This window comes from Streptomyces sp. NA02950, from assembly GCF_013364155.1.
Taxonomy (GTDB): Bacteria; Actinomycetota; Actinomycetes; order Streptomycetales; family Streptomycetaceae; genus Streptomyces.
This window is the reverse complement of sequence record NZ_CP054916.1, coordinates 6,122,212-6,138,328: the sequence shown is the minus strand read 5'-3', so window position 1 is coordinate 6,138,328 and position 16,117 is coordinate 6,122,212. Positions and strand designations below refer to the sequence as shown.

Annotated in this window: 15 protein-coding genes; 4 read left to right on the top strand and 11 right to left on the bottom strand. The window is 64.8% G+C overall.

Annotated features, from left to right (window positions below; genetic code table 11):
• The first annotated feature begins 311 nt into the window (after positions 1-311).
• From HUT19_RS26890 to HUT19_RS26880, 3 genes are all read left to right on the top strand, one after another.
• The gene (locus tag HUT19_RS26890; protein WP_254885807.1) at positions 312-1,379 is read left to right on the top strand and encodes a peptidoglycan DD-metalloendopeptidase family protein; all 1,068 of its coding nucleotides are present in this window, start codon (positions 312-314) and stop codon (positions 1,377-1,379) included.
• 316 nt (positions 1,380-1,695) lie between these two features.
• Positions 1,696-2,115, top strand: a complete 420-nt coding sequence (locus tag HUT19_RS26885; protein ID WP_176182927.1) for a hypothetical protein — start codon at positions 1,696-1,698, stop codon at positions 2,113-2,115.
• Between the two features lie 49 nt (positions 2,116-2,164).
• Entirely contained in the window at positions 2,165-2,965 is an 801-nt protein-coding gene (locus HUT19_RS26880) for a phosphatase (RefSeq protein WP_176182926.1), read from the top strand.
• Positions 2,966-3,120: 155 nt separating this feature from the next.
• On the opposite strand, the gene HUT19_RS26875 is transcribed toward HUT19_RS26880, so the two are convergent.
• From HUT19_RS26875 to HUT19_RS26850, 6 genes are all read right to left on the bottom strand, one after another.
• Complete coding sequence (locus tag HUT19_RS26875) at positions 3,121-5,097, bottom strand: type IV secretory system conjugative DNA transfer family protein (protein ID WP_254886230.1); 1,977 nt, start codon at positions 5,095-5,097, stop codon at positions 3,121-3,123.
• 179 nt (positions 5,098-5,276) lie between these two features.
• Positions 5,277-6,083, bottom strand: a complete 807-nt coding sequence (locus HUT19_RS26870; protein WP_176182924.1) for a phosphotransferase — start codon at positions 6,081-6,083, stop codon at positions 5,277-5,279.
• 59 nt (positions 6,084-6,142) lie between these two features.
• Entirely contained in the window at positions 6,143-6,787 is a 645-nt protein-coding gene (locus HUT19_RS26865; protein ID WP_176182923.1) for a class I SAM-dependent methyltransferase, read from the bottom strand.
• A 68-nt stretch (positions 6,788-6,855) separates the two neighbouring features.
• Positions 6,856-7,707: a DUF4915 domain-containing protein gene (locus HUT19_RS26860; protein WP_176182922.1), complete on the bottom strand. Its 852-nt coding sequence runs from the start codon at positions 7,705-7,707 to the stop codon at positions 6,856-6,858.
• A gap of 64 nt (positions 7,708-7,771) precedes the next feature.
• Positions 7,772-8,734, bottom strand: coding sequence for a phosphotransferase family protein (locus HUT19_RS26855; protein WP_176182921.1), 963 nt, complete (start codon positions 8,732-8,734; stop codon positions 7,772-7,774).
• Between the two features lie 157 nt (positions 8,735-8,891).
• Positions 8,892-10,022 (bottom strand): class I SAM-dependent methyltransferase, encoded by a 1,131-nt coding sequence (locus tag HUT19_RS26850; protein WP_176182920.1) that lies wholly within the window; start codon positions 10,020-10,022, stop codon positions 8,892-8,894.
• A 108-nt stretch (positions 10,023-10,130) separates the two neighbouring features.
• Here HUT19_RS26850 and HUT19_RS26845 point away from each other — a divergent pair, with 108 nt between their 5' ends.
• Positions 10,131-11,207 (top strand): NAD-dependent epimerase/dehydratase family protein, encoded by a 1,077-nt coding sequence (locus HUT19_RS26845; protein WP_176182919.1) that lies wholly within the window; start codon positions 10,131-10,133, stop codon positions 11,205-11,207.
• A gap of 135 nt (positions 11,208-11,342) precedes the next feature.
• Here the strand turns inward: HUT19_RS26845 and HUT19_RS26840 are convergent, their stop codons facing one another.
• From HUT19_RS26840 to HUT19_RS26820, 5 genes are all read right to left on the bottom strand, one after another.
• Positions 11,343-12,908: a class I tRNA ligase family protein gene (locus tag HUT19_RS26840; RefSeq protein WP_176182918.1), complete on the bottom strand. Its 1,566-nt coding sequence runs from the start codon at positions 12,906-12,908 to the stop codon at positions 11,343-11,345.
• Positions 12,909-13,013: 105 nt separating this feature from the next.
• Entirely contained in the window at positions 13,014-13,763 is a 750-nt protein-coding gene (locus HUT19_RS26835; protein WP_176182917.1) for a glycosyltransferase, read from the bottom strand.
• Complete coding sequence (locus HUT19_RS26830; protein WP_176182916.1) at positions 13,760-14,539, bottom strand: PIG-L deacetylase family protein; 780 nt, start codon at positions 14,537-14,539, stop codon at positions 13,760-13,762. The genes HUT19_RS26835 and HUT19_RS26830 overlap by 4 nt, the downstream gene beginning before the upstream one ends.
• Positions 14,536-15,273, bottom strand: a complete 738-nt coding sequence (locus HUT19_RS26825; RefSeq protein WP_176182915.1) for a radical SAM/SPASM domain-containing protein — start codon at positions 15,271-15,273, stop codon at positions 14,536-14,538. The genes HUT19_RS26830 and HUT19_RS26825 overlap by 4 nt, the downstream gene beginning before the upstream one ends.
• 11 nt (positions 15,274-15,284) lie before the next feature.
• A complete protein-coding gene (locus HUT19_RS26820; protein ID WP_254886229.1) occupies positions 15,285-16,103 on the bottom strand; it encodes an FkbM family methyltransferase in 819 nt (272 codons plus the stop codon).
• Between the last annotated feature and the right edge of the window lie 14 nt (positions 16,104-16,117).

Genomic DNA, 16,117 nt, shown 5'->3' with positions numbered 1-16,117 from the left:
TAGCGAATGCCCCGCAATGAGTGCATGGCGACGGCGACGGCCGTGACGGAGCACGGCCGCGAAGTGTGTGTCTAGCAGACGGTATCGCGCCATGTCCACGTGTTACTAGAGTGGTGTCTGTGGTAGAACGCTCTTTCAACTGTGCGCGATGCTCCACAACTTGAGGGAGCATCATCCGTGGTGTGATGGGTGCGGTGCACAGCGCCGAGCTGCTGCCCGACTGCGGGATGATCTCTTCTTGATGCTGCCCCTCGTTCCAGGGCGCAAGGCGCGGGAATGGGTGGCAGGCACTGGGCCAACGGGGGGCCTGATTGGATATCAAAAAGCTGCTGCAGCTTGCACTTGCAGCCTTGATCACTTTGCCGTTCGGCTTGATAATGGGCGTCTTCGTGCTGGCCTCCCTGTCCGACGACGGTTCGGAGCCCCAGGACCCTGTCCTGGCCGGCGGTGCACTGAAAGTCGGGCCGGGTGGGGTGCCCCGTCAGTACGAGGGGCTCATCCAGAAGGCGGCCAGCGACTGCAAGGCCGGATTGTCCCCCTCCATACTGGCCGCGCAGTTGAAGCAGGAGTCGGGCTTCGACCCCAAGGCCGGATCGGATGCCGGGGCCCAGGGAATAGCCCAGTTCATGCCGGGCACCTGGAAAACCTGGGGGAACGGCGGCAACGTCTGGGACCCCAAGGATGCGATTCCGGCACAGGGTAGATTCATGTGCTCGCTGCTGAAGAGGGCCAAGAACCCCGCCAAGTACAACGACTGCCCGAAGGAAACCGTCAACAAGCCATCGGAGTACAATGGTTCGCCGACCGAATTGGCGCTGGCCGGCTATAACGCGGGATGGTGCGCCGTTGAGCGTTACGCGGGCGTGCCCCCGGCGTCGTTCGCAGAGGGACAGACGTACAACTACGTCAAGAACATCATGGCGATGTCGCGCCAACTGACCGTCTCCGACGGCTCCAGTGGCTCCGGCGCTTCCTCCGGCTGGACGCGACCGACGAGCGGTGCGCTCGGTACCGTGTATCACGCGACCGGGCCGAACTGGTCCAGCGGGTACCACACCGGCATCGACTTCACCGTGCCGACCGGCACAACCGTCAAGGCCGCCGGCCCCGGCACCGTCGTAACGGCTGGCCGGGGAGGAGCCTACGGAAACCAGGTCGTCGTCCGACACGGCGACGGAATGTACAGCCACTACGCCCATCTGTCCTCGTTGAGTGTCTCGAAGGGCGACGCTGTCAAGGGAGGTCAGAAGATCGGCCTGTCGGGCGCCACGGGCAATGTCACCGGCCCTCACTTGCATTTCGAAATCCGCACCGGTCCGGAATACGGCTCGGACATCAACCCGATCCCTTACTTGCGCCAGCACGGCGTGCACATCTGACCGGTGGAGCGATGGCCCGGACCCGAGACCAGTACCGAACGGACGACGTGGGGTGATCATGGACGAAGAGGAGACGTTCGCCCCATGGGGCACTGTCAGCCCCACCTTCTGGGACGTCACCGCGCTCCAGCCCTCGCCCTCACCGACGACTGGGGAAGCGGAGCCGCCGGCCCCGACCAGCCTCACGCCCCCCGGTCCCCTGTCAGCCTCCCGACCGACCGCCGCCGAGCCGGTGTCCGACCCTGAGCCGGGACCGGAAGCGCGGCAACCCGCGCAAGCCACGCCCGAACAGCCTCCGGCAAAGTACCGCGAGCGCGTGGCGGCCATTACCACCGCGTTTCAGACAGGGGATCAGGCACACCTGGCCTGGGCCACCGTCGAAGCGGACCAACTGGACCAGCAGATCACCGCCGAGTTCGGTCCGGCACACCCTCACACCATCAATATGCGCGAGTTGCGGGGCTGGCTCTCCCACCTGATGGGGCATCATGCCACCGCCGCCCGCTGGTATTTGCACACCACCGGCCTTCACGCGTCGGCCGTAGGGCACCGCCACTCGCTCACCCGTGCCTCGGCGCGGAGGGCCCTCTTCACCTGGACATCGATCACGGACCCACAGGAGAAACTCAGCGTCGGGGCGGATGTCCTGGCCGTGCTCGTCGCGACCGGCGGCGAGGACAGCAAGGCGGTCAGGAGCCTACGGGCCCGGCTGGACAAGCTGCGCGCCCAGCAGTAGCCGGGCCCGTCGCCCCCCTTTCACGGACACTGGGGCGACAATGGACGACATGCCCATACCCAGTACCGTGCCCAGTCGTGGCGAGTTGATCGACCACCTTGTCCGTACCCGCATCGCGGGCGATGTCGCCACTCCCCGGGAGAACAACCTCTCCCACTACCGCAAGCTCGCGGACGGCGACCGCCACTACTGGCTCGGTCTGGAACTGGGCGACCGCTGGGTCGACGAACAGGACGTGCTGGCGGTCATGGCGGAGCGGTGCGGGGTGATCGACGATCCGCAGCACCGCTCGGGCCAGGACACCATCGACCCCGAGCTGACGGTCGGCGCGCTGGACCGGATGGCGTCGGTGCTGCGGAAGGCGGCCGAGACCCAGGAGCGGGTGCTGTTCGCCACCGGCCACCCGGGCGGACTGCTGGACGTCCACAGTGCCACGGCCTCGGCGATGCACGCGGCGGGCTGCGACATCGTGGAGATCCCCGGCGGGCTCCAGGCCGACGAGGGGTACGTCTTCCAGTTCTGCGACGTGGCGATGCTGGAGCTCGGCGCCAGGCTGCGGCACACCCACTCCCCCGCGCCGATGGCGGCGATCCTGGACGGGCTGGCCCGCGAGGGGCGTCCGCTGCCCGATCTGGTGGTCGCCGACCACGGCTGGGCCGGATGCGCCGGACAGCGGGGCATCGACGCCGTCGGGTACGCGGACTGCAATGACCCGGCCCTCTTCCTCGGCGAGTCCGAGGGCACCCTCTCGGTGGTCGTCCCGCTGGACGACCATGTCACCAACCCGCGGTTCTACGACCCGATGACCGCCTATCTGCTGGACGCGGCCGGGCTGACGGCCCAGTTCTGACGCACGTCGCCCAAGACGCGCGTCAGACCGACCGCACGGCGGGTTTGGCGCGCGTCACTCGTCCCGGGCCGCACCCCTCGAGGCGCGGTGGGCGTAGGCCGGTACGGATCTCCGGGTCCGGATGAAGCGGGCCTTGGAACGGGCATAAGCGCTCGTTACGACCGCGACCGCTTGCGCATCCAGCCGGAAGTACGCGTCGACGTACCCGATGCCTCAACTGGCGCCGCGGCGTCAGCCTTCCGCTGCGATTCGCCGAACGCACGGTCATACTTCTCGCACATCTCCGGGCCGATGCGCGCGCGCATCTCCGGGTCCTTGAACCACGGCGTCGCCGTGACCCTGAGAGGTGGAAGATTGCCGGACAGGACGACCGCGACGTCCCTCGGCAGTGTGCGCAGATAGTCGATCGGGGCAAGCCGGATGTCCTCGGAGCCTTCGTTGGCCGTTATCCTCTGGTGCCCTTCCTGATGCGTGTATCCGAACCTCTGCAGTGAAACGGATTGATCTCCGATGAGCCTGGAGAGGCGGTCAAGTGTGGTGTCATCCGAGGAGCCGGGCAGGTACAGCCGGGTCGTGTGGTTCCCGAGAACCGTGGGGGCTCGCGTATCGTAAAGCGTTGCCACCTGAGCCTCATCCTGCCAGATCGACATGATGACGATGCCGAATCCACGATAGGTCGCGGCCATCTTGTCGAGGGTCGGCAGCGGGGCGACGTTGGCGGCTTCCTCGAGCAAGAGCAGCGGGGGATTCACCAGAGGACCGGCGCCCTGGCGCCGCTGACGCTTCCGACAGGCCCGAAGGTAGGACTGTGCCACCGCTTGAAAGACGGGGCGCAGCATTTCCTGTTCTTCCTCGTCACTGATGGCATAGATGGTGCCACCCTCGTCCAGAACATGTTCGATATCCAGAACCTGGAGCCCGAAAGGGCTGTAGGGCTTCCCATCCTCGTCAAACCTGATGTCTGTCGTCGGCGCCATCTGCGCGGACAAGAATGGCTTCAGAAGGAAGTCCGCATTGGCAAAGATCCCGGCGAGCGTCATCTTGTCACGCTTCTGCGTCGCCGACAGCCCACGCCGGGCCATCGCCAAATCTTCCTTCGCCGCCTGATCAACGGCGTCGCGTTCGTATTCGTCGAAAAGCCTCTCTATCTCACTGAAACGCTGGTAGCCGATCCAGTCCGCAACGTCCTGCATTGTCTTGTTCGTCTTCCTGGCAATCCATAGCATAGGCCCCAAAGCTATCTGCGTAAGATTGATCCAGAAGCGAGCTTTCGCATCCGCGCCGCCGCCCTCAACGGCCGCCTCGGAGAGCCATTGAGCGACCTTGTCGGCATCGGCAAAATTGTGAACCGCCATAAGCGGTGACCATGCGGACAGGTATTTACGCTGCTCCTCCGGCCACTCTCCTGTGGGATCGAATATATAGACCGGTCGACCAAGCGTCTGGCCACGGAAGTTCAGGGTCAGATCCGCGATGTCATTTTTCGTGGACGTGACGAAGATGGCGTCGGGCCAGGTCAGTATGGTTGGCACAACGTATTTCACTGTCTTCGACGAACCCGTTGGCGCGATGACCGCGATCGAGGTATAACGCGAAGTCGCCAGCTTGGCCCCCGAATTGCCCACCATCTCACCCAGGTAGACGCGTCCGGACAGAGTGTTCCGGTCAGGGACCAACAGCGATTCGACGTCCGTGGACTCCGCCCAGATAACCGAGTTGTCCCGTTGTGCCTTACGGACCTTGACGTGCCGTTCCCGACGCTGCTGGGCCAGCACACGGAGGGCCCAGCTGAGCACCATCTTCACCATGGTCCCCCCTATGATGACCAAGGTGGCGTAAACCGACCAGAACAACCAGTCGGGTCCCAGCAGTGGCCGATCCGCGGCCGACCACGCGAGCGCGCGCTCGTCCCAGTGGACGGCCAGGTCGATGATCAGGGGAAACGATGTGGAAAAGGGCTGGCCGGGCCAGGCTCCGTTCGTGATCAGCGCGACGACTCCCCCCGCCGCCCAGGCCAATACGCCGAGACCCCAGACCATGGCCAGCAACAAGGCCACACCTGCAGCGATCAGTTCATCCGTCGACCACACATGTCTGGGTATATCTGCGACGGACTTGCTTTTCGTGCTCATGGACACGCCGTCGGTACCTCTCTCTTCCGGGTGGGACGCCCCTGCTCGCCGCCGCAGGCTGGCGATCCGAGGATTTCCCAGCCGACGACGAGAGGGCTCTTCCTGTGACGACGTACCGATACAGGGAGATCGGCCCTCGAGCATGTCTCAGCAACTGGCGAGGGGAGTCAACCGCGAGTCTAGCCGCGTAGCCGCCGCCAATGTGCCCAGTCCCGGGCTGCCTTCGCGGTCCGTACTATGTGCGGGAACGGCCAGTCGGCTGCCGTCTTCTGCCACTTGAGGGACTCGGCGTCCGCGACAACGTCCAGAGCCTTGGCCGTCACATGGCTCCAAGGCCGGAACTGCGCTGCCCACTCCTCCGCCTCACGGGGGCTGTGTCCATGCCCTATCAACCGGGGAACGAGCAGGGCGAGTTCTACCCAGTCGGCGCCCTTGCACGCCAGAGCCCAGTCGACGAAGTACGCCCGGCCCTCGGTCATCAGGACATTGCCGGGGTTCAAATCCATATGGATCAGCGTCTCACCCGCCATCATATGAGCCTGCCCCGTGAGCCCTGCCCACCGCTGTTCCACCCGCCTGGACACATGATCCGGACAGCGCAGCTCCTGGAGCGCCGCCACCGCCCTCCCCAATCTGACCAGGTCCGCGGATCCGGGCGAGTAGTCGGCGTGCCTGCCCGGCACATACTCGAACCCGAGGACGAGCCATTCCCCGGCCTCCACCCGCCACAGAAGCCGGGGGGAGAGTCGCGCCACATGGGGATTGATCCTGGCCTCGGTACACAGCCGCGCGGCCAGGCGGCCATCGATGAGGGTGCCTTTGGCGAAGACCCTGCCGACCGATGTGTCCAGCACAGACGCGAACTCGGACTGCTCTCCGATCTCGATGCGCTCCGCCTCCGTGACCGGGCCGGTACGCGCCTCGACCGCTTCACGTACCGCGCCCGGCAGATCAGCCCACCCCATACGCGGTAGGACCGACGTCATGAGCCATCACCTGCCTTCACGTCAGGACTGCGTGGAGGTCTGCCCAACCCGGGCCCGGGTTACGAGGCGGGATGGGCCGATTCCCCATGACCGCTGCCGTCCCATCGGCGAAATACATCCAGCACGAAATCCTCGTCCTCGTGATGTACGAGCCTCTCCAGTTCCCGGCGCGCGTCGATCGAACAATGCACATTAAACCCATCGTAACCGTGACGACGGTCGGAAGCCCGGCAGTGGATCGTCACAAGGTCGCCGCCGGTGTCCAGTCGGTCAACCAGGCCGTCCAGCATCAGATTGAGGTCTTCGCTGGAGAAGTAATACAGAATCTCACTGACGACGATGAGGTCGTAACGGTCGCTGGGCAGCTGCTCAGGCAGCTTCGACCGCTTGACTTCGACGTGTTCGAACTCGCGCACAGCCGAACGGGCCTGTTCCAAGGCCCCTTCCGCAAAGTCGACAGCCAGCAGACGCGCACAGCGTGGAGCCAGCAGCCGGGTGAGTTCTCCTATCGCGCAGCCGGGCTCGAAGCAGTTTCGGTACCGCGCCCTGGGCAGTGACGCGATGGTCAGCGCGTACTTCCGGCGTTCGTACCACTTGGTGGCCAGCCCCCAGGGGTCGGGGTCTTGGGTATAGCGGCGGTCGAAGTACTCCCTGGAGAACGTCGCCGTCGGGGGCTCGGCGTCATCAGCCGTGCGTGACGCCACTGGGCGTACCTCCACAAACCTTCGCGAGACCAGCTTCCCATCGCAATGACATGCCCAGTCCTTTCGCGCTACAAAAGGATGATGTCGTATATCTCCGGGCCGAACTGCCCCAGTGGGATCCGGGTGGCAACGGCGCCGCGGGTTACGTCAACGATCCACACGGCACAATCTTCAGCCTGGTAATGGCCTTTCCTGTCTCGAGTGCGCCCGGCACTGGTGCCGATACATACGAGATCATCTGAGAGCCAGCAGACGCCACGGACATAACCATCGAGGTTAATGATGGTGCCCTTTTCGGAGCAGAACCTTCCGCTGCCGGACTCGCAGTAGTACAGGAGGCCGTTGCATGCCGTGACGGAATGAGGGTGCGAGATGCCGGTGACCAAGGGCCGGTTGTCCGTCACGTCGACGATGTAGCCGTCGTAAGCGTCGGCCCAGGATCCCGTGGGTGAGGGCCCGAAGCCGGACACCACGATGTTCCCGTCGAGCTGGAGAACGCTGTTGACATGGTGTGTGTCGCGCCCCGCGTCGCTTGCGCGCCATGCTGTCCGCCGCTGCCCGGGATCCGGGCGTCCGTCCGAGAGAGAGAACCGCACCAGTTCGTCCGTCCCCGAGGAGACCACGTAGAGGTCTCGATCGGCGGCGAGCACGCTGTGGCCGTCCAGAACATCGGGTAGCGGACACACGAGTGCCTGTTCCTCACCGGCCCTGTCGACGGCGACCAGCGAGGACCGGTCGTCGATGGTCATTGCGAGGATGTAGATCCACCGGCCGCTGACCGCCAGCCCCATGTATCGCTGGAATCCGGCAGGCAGTGCGAACTCTGACTCACGGGCAGTGGCCGTGTCCGTGTCGATGACCACCAGTCTGGGCTCAATGTCGAGCTTGTTGCCATGGACAGAGACAAGGATTTCGCTCATTTGCCAACTCTCCTGATCATGCGCATACCGGCGAGGACGTGGTGGCTGTCGCGGTTCGAGACCGTCACTCCCATCCCGTACGAGAGCGGACCCACGCGAGAGTGGCATCTCTTTCGAGCCGCTGGAAGGCGCGCAGGGCGGGCAGACCGGGCGGTGCCGGTTCGGCCACGGCTTCGGTCCACATCCCGCTCAATCCGATGAGGAAGGCGGTGATATGGTCCGGCGGCACAGACGCGAGGAACGGGTCGCCGGCGACAAAACACTCGGCATCTCCCCCGTAGGTCGCGACATTCACGAGGAAGCAGACCTTGTCCAGCCATGAGGCTCCGGCCGAGGCCCAAGACCAATCGACGATGTACGCGCCTCCGTCGTGGGCCAGGACGATGTTGTCCGCACGCAGATCGAGATGCACGAGGGAGTCCCCTGCCACGAACTCCAGGGCGGACTCGGCCGCCGGGATCAACCGATCGATGTTCCTGCGTTCCCAGGCGGAGAGGTGATGCGGTGATTCAGCCACTCGGCGATAGGCGCCGAAACTGCGCTCAAGACGGTCTGAAACGGAAGGCAGGCCGGTCAGTTCCCCGGCGAGGGGTGTGGCAGCCAGGATCTGTATCGTTTCCATAAGCCGCTGGGCATCAGCCACCCTCCAGGGAACATCGGGGGTCTTTCCCTTGACGGCGTCGAAGACGAGGGCGATCCAGTCACCGTCATCGTGGACATGGTGGAGACGCGGCACGGGCAATCCCCTCGGCAGTGCGGCCGAGAAGGACGCCTCCTCCCGATACATCTGCGGCGATACCGGGTTGAGGTCGGCGTTTACCGCTTTGACGAAGTACTCGGACTCATCGGCACAGCGCACAATGGCAGCCATACCAGGCGAGAAACCGCCGTGCTGGGTCTCCGAGGAGACGACCGGTGACCCCAACTTGTCCTCGATGGCGAGACGAACCTTTCGAGGCAGTGCCGTCCAATCCACCCGGCACATTGACGTGGGCGTCTGCTGCGGCGGCGGGGTCGGCACATGCATCGGTTCTTCTTTACCTCCGCAGGGGGCCACGCGTCCGACCAGTCGGCATGGCGAGCCAGGATTTCTTGAGGGGGAGAAACAGGCGTGTGCCTTCCGCCTCACGATGCTTCGTCATGATCGTAATGTGGTGGTTGCCAGCAGACAAGGCACCCGAAATTCAGCGAAGGGTGAGACGCCAGAGCGATGTCACTTCCACCGCGCTCACCGCGGGGAACGGATCGCTGTCATCCGAGACATGGGGAGCTCTCGGCCTGACATCCGTCCGCGCCACGACCTTCAATCCCGCCGCGTCGAAGGCCGCGAGCAACTCAGCGCGCGGTCGCAGCCCAACGTGCTCGGCGAAGTCCGAGATCACCAGCCAGCCCTCACCACCCGGCTCCAAGTGCGCTGCCAGACCGCTGAGGAAGCCTCGCAGCATCCGGCTTTCCGGGTCGAACATCGCACGCTCCACGGGAGAGTGCGGCTGCCCCGGAACCCACGGCGGGTTGCACACCACGAGCGCGGCGCGCCCCGGGGGAAAGAGGTCCGTCTGCATGAATTCCACCCGGTCGGCCAGCCCCAGCCGGGTGAGGTTCTCCTGCGCGCAGGCAAGGGCGCGCGGCTCCTGATCCGTCGCCACGATTCGCTTGACGCCCCGGCGGGCCAGGATCGCAGTGAGTACACCGGTGCCCGTGCCGACATCGAACGCCAGCGTCCGCGAGGGCAACGGCGCCTCGGCCACCAGGTCCATGTACTCGCCTCGCAGCACCGGCGTGAACACACCGTAATGCGGATGGATGCGGTCCCCCAGCGCCGGAACCTCAAAGCCCTTCTGGCGTTGCTCATGCGCCCAGATCAGATGCAGCAATTCTCGGAGCGAGGCCACGAACGGTTCGTCTCCCGGGCCGTACGCCTCCCTACAGGCTTGCTGCACATCGGGCGCCCGCCGCAGGGGAATAACACCGTTACGCTCGAACGGCACCAGCAACATCCCGAGTGTGTCCGCGCGTTCGGACCGCGCCTGGCGATACTGGCAGAACGCTTCACTCGGCGACTGGCTCAGCTTCCGGCGCCGCAGCGCTTGGTCAGCGCGTTGCTTCATCTCCCGCAGCAGTGCGCGAGCACTCTGGAAGTCGTCGCGCCACAACAGCGCGGTGCCATCGCAAGCCAAGCGGTAGGCAGTGTCGGCCGTCATGCGCTCGTCCGCGATGACCACATGCTCCGGCGGCGGCGTCCCGCCCTCGGAACACCAACGAGCGGACCGATCTTCATCGGCTTCGGTCCAGCGAACGACTTGCCGCCTGCTCACCGGGGCCACTCCCTCTGACGAAAGGACGGGTGGGCTGAACTGCGGCCTTTCAAGATCGCAGCTCTTGAACTCTCCGAACTGAGAAGGGGGTGTGCCACGCCTAGGCGCATGATCGTAATATTGCGTCAGCCGTCATGCAAGCCAGGAGTTTGCCCGCCGACGCTGCGATCGACGACGCCGTACCAACCCCGGAGAGAGGCAAGTGGCGTGCGTGTACTGGTCATAGGAGGAACGGCCTTCCTGTCGCGTGCGGTGGCCGAGATTGCGCTGGCTCGTGGTCATGAGGTCGTCTGCCTGACTCGGGGCACGTCCGGCGACCCCCCGCCCGGAGCGACCCATGTACGGGTCGACTGGAGTGTTCCCGATCCGGACCCACAGCTCCGGGGAACGTTCGACGCGGTGATCGATGTCGCGCGCCGCCCGTATCGGGGGGTCCGGCTGCTCACCGATCGGATGTATGACAGGGCGGGGCACTGGACGTTCGTCTCGACATGCCTCGTCTATCGCGATCGGTCCACACCCGGTGCCACCACGGACGCGGAACTCATCGCACCCGATGGAGGCGGTCCGTACGCCCCGTCCAAGCTGGCATCGGAGCAGGCGGTGAGACTGCGGTTCGGCACTCGGGCCCTCATCGTCCGGCCGGGACTGATCGCGGGCTGGGGGGACCCCTCGGACAGATTCGGATACTGGCCGGAGCGACTCGCCAGGGGCGGCACCGTCCTCGCGCCGGGCAGACCGGAGGATCTCATCCAATGGATCGACGTCAGGGACCTCGCGGAATGGCTCGTTGAGTCCGCCGAGCGGCGGCGGTCCGGCACGTTCGACGCCGTCGGGACGCCGGTAGGCATAGGAAGCGCGCTTGGGAGTATGGCGGCGGCGCTGGATGTCCCCAGCGAACTGGTCTGGGTTCCACAGGAGTTCCTGCACTCGGCCGGAGTGGTGCCATGGTCCGGACAGGATTCCCTGCCTCTGTGGGTGCGCCGCCCGGACGATGCCGGACTCATGGCTCGAGATCCGCTGCCGACGCTCAACAACGGCCTCAGGCTTCGCGCACTGGCCGACACCGCTCGCGCCGCGCTTGCGTGGGAACGAGCACTCGGCTCCCACCGTGAACGCAAGTCAGGTCTCAGCCCAGCCAGAGAACGAGCGGTGCTCGACCTGTGGCGGGCCGGGGCCCGCTGATCGAACGGTCCAACGAACCCGGTCGCATCCAAGCCAGAAGACGAGCAGGTTCTACAAGAACCGGCGCAGAAGACCAGCACGCGCCGTCACGTCCGTGCCCGCCCACACGTAGCCGCCTCGGGCTTCTGCCGGCGGTCAGGCCACCACATCCAGTCGAGGGAAGATCGGCTCGGGCCTCTCAATTGCCCTGCCCGGGAGGCCGTCGAGCCAGGCCGAGGGCTCGGCGAGGCGATGGCTCTCCTCGCCCACCACCTTGAGGATCTCCTCCGCCGACGTCGGCAGGAAGGGCAGCAACAACAGGCCCAGTTGACGGATGGCACCTGTGAGGTACAGGAAAACGGTGTCCATACGGGCGGACGCCGTCTCGTCGCCCGCGGCCGCGGCCTTGGCAAGGTGCCATGGCGCATTGCTGTCGACATAGGAGTTCGAGGCACGGATCAGGTCGCCCACGTGACTCAGCGCCTCACGGTGGTCGTAGCGGCTCATCGCCGTCACCACCCCCTCAACGCTCTCCGCCACCTGTCGGGCAAGCCGCTCGTCCTGCTCCTCGAGCTCGCCCGCGGCCTGCGGAATCGTGCCGTCCCGATAACGTCCGATCATGGAGGCCACACGGCTCACCAGATTTCCGAGACCGTTGGCCAGATCCGTGGTGTAGCGCTGGACGAGCCGCTCCTCATTGAAATCCCCGTCCTCGAACGGCGAGAGATCAGCGAGCAACGCGTACCGCACCGCGTCGATGCCGTACTTGTCGATCACTCCCACGGGATCGACCGCGTTCCCCAGCGACTTGCTGAGTTTCCGGCCGTTGGCCGTGATGTAACCGTGGACGACCGTCTCCGTGGGCAGCGGGAGACCGGCCGACATCAGCATCGCCGGCCAATAGACCGAGTGGAAGCGCGTAACTCCTTTGCCGAGGACGTGGGTGCGGGAGTCCGCCTCCTCCCAATAACGCTTGTAGAGGTCGTCCCCCGCAGCCCATCCCAGAGCGGTGATGTAGTTGGTGAGGGCGTCGATCCAGACGTAGATCACCTGGCTCGGATCGCCCGGCACCGGGATGCCCCAGCCCCGCGCACGCTCGGTGGAACGGGAAATGCTGATATCCATGAGCCCGGACTCGACGAAGCTCACGACCTCGTTGTAACGGCTCTTCGGTACCACCCGCAGCTCGCCGCTCTTGAACGCGTCCAAAAGCTGATTCTGATAACGGGAGAGCCGGAAGAAGTAGTTCTCCTCGCTGACCAGCTCCGGCGGAACAAGGTGCTCCGGGCAGTTACCGTCTACCAGCTCCGCAGGCGAGTAGAACTGCTCGCAGCCGACGCAGTAGAGTCCCTCGTAGGACCTCTTGTAGATGTCCCCATTGGCGGCAATCAACTCCCAGACCCGGGTCGCTCCCTCAATGTGGCGCTGGTCGACACTCGTCCGGATGAAGTCGTCCTTGCTCAGCTTCAGCTGTTCGATCAGGTCCTGAAAGTAAGCGACGTTCCGATCTACGAGCTCCCGCGTCGAAATTCCCTCGGCCTCAGCGGCAATGACGTTTTTCAGGCTGTTTTCATCCGAGCCGGTGAGGAAGAAGACATCGCGCCCCTGCAAGCGCTGGAAGCGGGCGAAGCAGTCCGCCTGAACGTACTCCAGCGCATGCCCCAGATGAGGTCGGGCATTCACGTATGGAATCGTGGCCGAGATGAAACTGCCGTTGCTCACTTCGCCCTCATAACTGTCCGCCGTTCGCCGGTCCCCCGGCGCATCCTTGGGGACAGACTATCCCTCCTGCTCACACACCGGAAACAGGAGACTGACCGACTCGTCCTACCAGCCCAGGCGGCGCAGGTCACGCAAGAGGGGCCGAGCGAGATCACTGAACAGACAGTCGTTGCTGTTGACCCACTCTTCATCCATCGTACGTGTGTACTGTCGACTGTAGTAGCCGTAGTGGTGCAGGACCTGGATGGAGTCCACTGGTCGTCGCTCGGTGAACACGTCCTCCCAATTTTTCCAGTGTACAGGAAAGTAAGCATCGTGATCACCAAACTCCACTGTGGGTGAGCGTTGTCGCACGATGCGTGTCCAGAGATGAATAATGCTCTGGTAGACATCCAGGTCGGCCTCTGGCATGGCCTCCAGGGCGGCCAGCGTGGCGGTCAGCACCGGGTGCCCCGCGGGCAGGGCGAAGCAGCCGAGGTAGACGATCTTGCCGTCCTCCAGTAGCAGGACCTCGGGCGTCCGGCTGAGGTCACCGGCGGTCAGCGTGTCCGTATCGAGATACATCCCGCCGTACTTGGCGAGCAGTGCGAGCCTCACGAGGTCCGAACGGTGCGCCACGAAGCGCATGCGGTGGTAGAGAAGCCGCAATTCCGGCGACACCAGCGAAGCGAGGCTCAGGGGTTCCACCGTCACCCCGGGGAGTCGCTCGACCCTTCGGAAATGAACGTTGTCCACCGGGCGCTCGTCCACCACCACGACGACGTCCGCGCCGGACGTGTGACGTGCGGCGGACGCGACGGCAAGATAATTGCTGAAATCGAATTCCTGACCGGACCAGTAGAAGAAGATGTTCACGTTCCGCCTGTTATTCCCGCTGTGGCACGGCGCGATGGCATCGGCCGCACTCCAACCCGCCAGATGAGTTCGGTTCGCAAGGGCCCGTCGAAGGCGAGAAAATGGCCGGCGTACGTTGCCAGCGGCCCCAGTTGGGACGCGTACGCCAGGACCGCGCGGTGCTTCACCGCCCACATCTCGGCCGTGAGGCGAAGGGTCCGCGCCTCTGGAAGGCCGAAATCCTCGACAACCGGCGCCAGTCGTTCCCGCCACACCTCGTCGACCAGCGTTTTCGCGCCGGGCCCGGCCCAGTGGCCCGACCGGCTCGCGTACGGTTGGTCGGCGTACAGCCATGCCTGGCCCACGCCCAGCGCCGCCAGTGTCCCAAGGGCCGCGTCCCTGGTGCGGTGGTGATCCGCGTGACGGCAGAGACCGGCCGGGACGAGCACCAGAGTGTCCTCGGTGACATACGCCTCGAGCGCGTCCGTCAGCTCATCGACGGACGCGGGCGCGCCGTAGGCGCCGTCCGGGTAGGACAGATGTCTGGCTTCCGCGCCGATGACGCCGCATGCGACGCGGTCCTCCTCCTCTCTGGCCGATGCCGCCGCGGCACCGGAACCGAATCCGCATAGCCGGTCCCAGTCGGACGGGGGTCCATCCGGGGGAGGGCCACCGTGGATGGTGACGACGACGGCGCGACCGGCCAGGGTCCCGAGAAGGCCGCCGACGGACAGCACCGCGTCGTCGAAATGCGGCGAGAGGGCCACCACCCGCTCGCAGGAGGTCCCGGGGATCATGTGATCCGGCCGTAACCGCAGGTGACGCACTGATCCAGCGCGAAATCTCCGCGAACGTTGGCTCGGTGCACCCGCATACGCTCCGGCGAGGACCACGCCTCCTCGACCGTCATCTCCCGCATGTTCCCGAAGACCTTCCGGGCGAGGTAGTCCTCGCAGCACAGGATGAGTTGACCGTGTGCGTTGATGTGCAACTCGTTCATCACCACGCCGCAGGCCTCGCGGCGCTTGACCTGCATGGGGATGAGGCCGGCCCGGTTGGAGGCGTTCAACTTGATCGCCTGCGAGGTCTTGTAGCGAATCTTCGGATGAGATCCCCCGAACTCATCGAATATCTCCTTGACTCCGGGTGGCATCTTCTCGCCGTGCTGGGTGATGACAAAGGCGTCGACGGAGGGACTGATCTGCTCGAAGAGTTGGGGTGTGAGGTAGTCGCCATTGGTGTAGAGAGCGATCCGGGCCCTCGGCATCTCGTGCCGTGCCATCTCGAGGAGACGCGGCATACGCTCGTCGGCCAGTGGTTCACCGTAGTTGTGTGGACTGAACTGATTGCAGAAGTGATTGCGTCCCAGATCCTGCACGATCTTGTGGAACAGATCTTCGGGCATCTGGACCTCGTTCGCCCGTAGTCCACGATCGAACACGCTATTCGGACAGTAGGAGCACCGTCGGTTGCAGTACGTGGTCGTCTCGACTTCCACGAACATGGGTTGATGGTCGGCGAAGAGTCCCATCTGCGAACACCTCATTCGGTGGTACCGAGTTGTCGAGCATAGATCAGCAAGAAGTACCGGAAGTCGGCGGCGAGCCTCAGCGGTGGCACACAGGCACGATTCCGCTCGTTGAAATGACTGATGATGTAGGTGAAGCCGTGTTCGTCGAGGCGGCCGAGAATGCGATGGAGCGTCTGCGGCAGGTCACCGAATCCGTGGTATTCGATGAGAATCTGATCCACAAGGCTGAGGCGGTCGCCCAGTTCGTCGATGATGTCCCATTCAGAGCCCTCGACGTTGAGCTTGAGCAGCGATAGCGGTGATGACACATATCCGCTCAACGTCCGTGTGGGCACCGTCGTGAGGCGGCCTTGGGGAGATCGGACGCGCAGGCTTCCAGCATCGTTGCCGGTGGCGAGGAACTCCAGTTCGCCCTCCCGGTCGGCGAGGGCGGCGTTGTGCACCTCCACGTTCCGTATCCCGTTGCGCTCCAGGTTTCTCGTCAGCACCCCGAACAGCTCCGGATCGGGCTCGAACGCCAGGATCCGCGCATCGGGGAACAGAGACCGGAAGCGCAGTACGCTGAGCCCGAGCCATGAGCCGGCATCGACGATGACCGCGGGCCGCACCAGACCGTCGACGTCGTAGACACCGTCCCGGAAGAGGAGTTCCACGGTCGTGGCAAACGCGCGTGGGTCACGGTATTCCAGGTCCCAACCACCGAGCCGGACAACTCCCTCTGGCGGACAGTCCGGCGCGCGGAGGCGCGAACACAGCTCCGTGATGGCTTCCGGTTCGATCGTGGTACCGATGGCGGGACGAAGGTACAGATCCGACACGAGCGCTCCCATCTTGATCACTGACA

Coding starts and splice junctions, on each gene's coding strand:
- HUT19_RS26880 (WP_176182926.1), top strand. CDS start 2,165: ATGCCCATACCCAGTACCGTGCCCAGTCGTGGCGAGTTGATCGACCAC.
- HUT19_RS26875 (WP_254886230.1), bottom strand. CDS start 5,097: ATGAGCACGAAAAGCAAGTCCGTCGCAGATATACCCAGACATGTGTGG.
- HUT19_RS26870 (WP_176182924.1), bottom strand. CDS start 6,083: ATGACGTCGGTCCTACCGCGTATGGGGTGGGCTGATCTGCCGGGCGCG.
- HUT19_RS26860 (WP_176182922.1), bottom strand. CDS start 7,707: ATGAGCGAAATCCTTGTCTCTGTCCATGGCAACAAGCTCGACATTGAG.
- HUT19_RS26855 (WP_176182921.1), bottom strand. CDS start 8,734: ATGCATGTGCCGACCCCGCCGCCGCAGCAGACGCCCACGTCAATGTGC.
- HUT19_RS26845 (WP_176182919.1), top strand. CDS start 10,131: ATGATCGTAATATTGCGTCAGCCGTCATGCAAGCCAGGAGTTTGCCCG.
- HUT19_RS26830 (WP_176182916.1), bottom strand. CDS start 14,539: ATGATCCCCGGGACCTCCTGCGAGCGGGTGGTGGCCCTCTCGCCGCAT.
- HUT19_RS26825 (WP_176182915.1), bottom strand. CDS start 15,273: ATGGGACTCTTCGCCGACCATCAACCCATGTTCGTGGAAGTCGAGACG.
- HUT19_RS26820 (WP_254886229.1), bottom strand. CDS start 16,103: ATGGGAGCGCTCGTGTCGGATCTGTACCTTCGTCCCGCCATCGGTACC.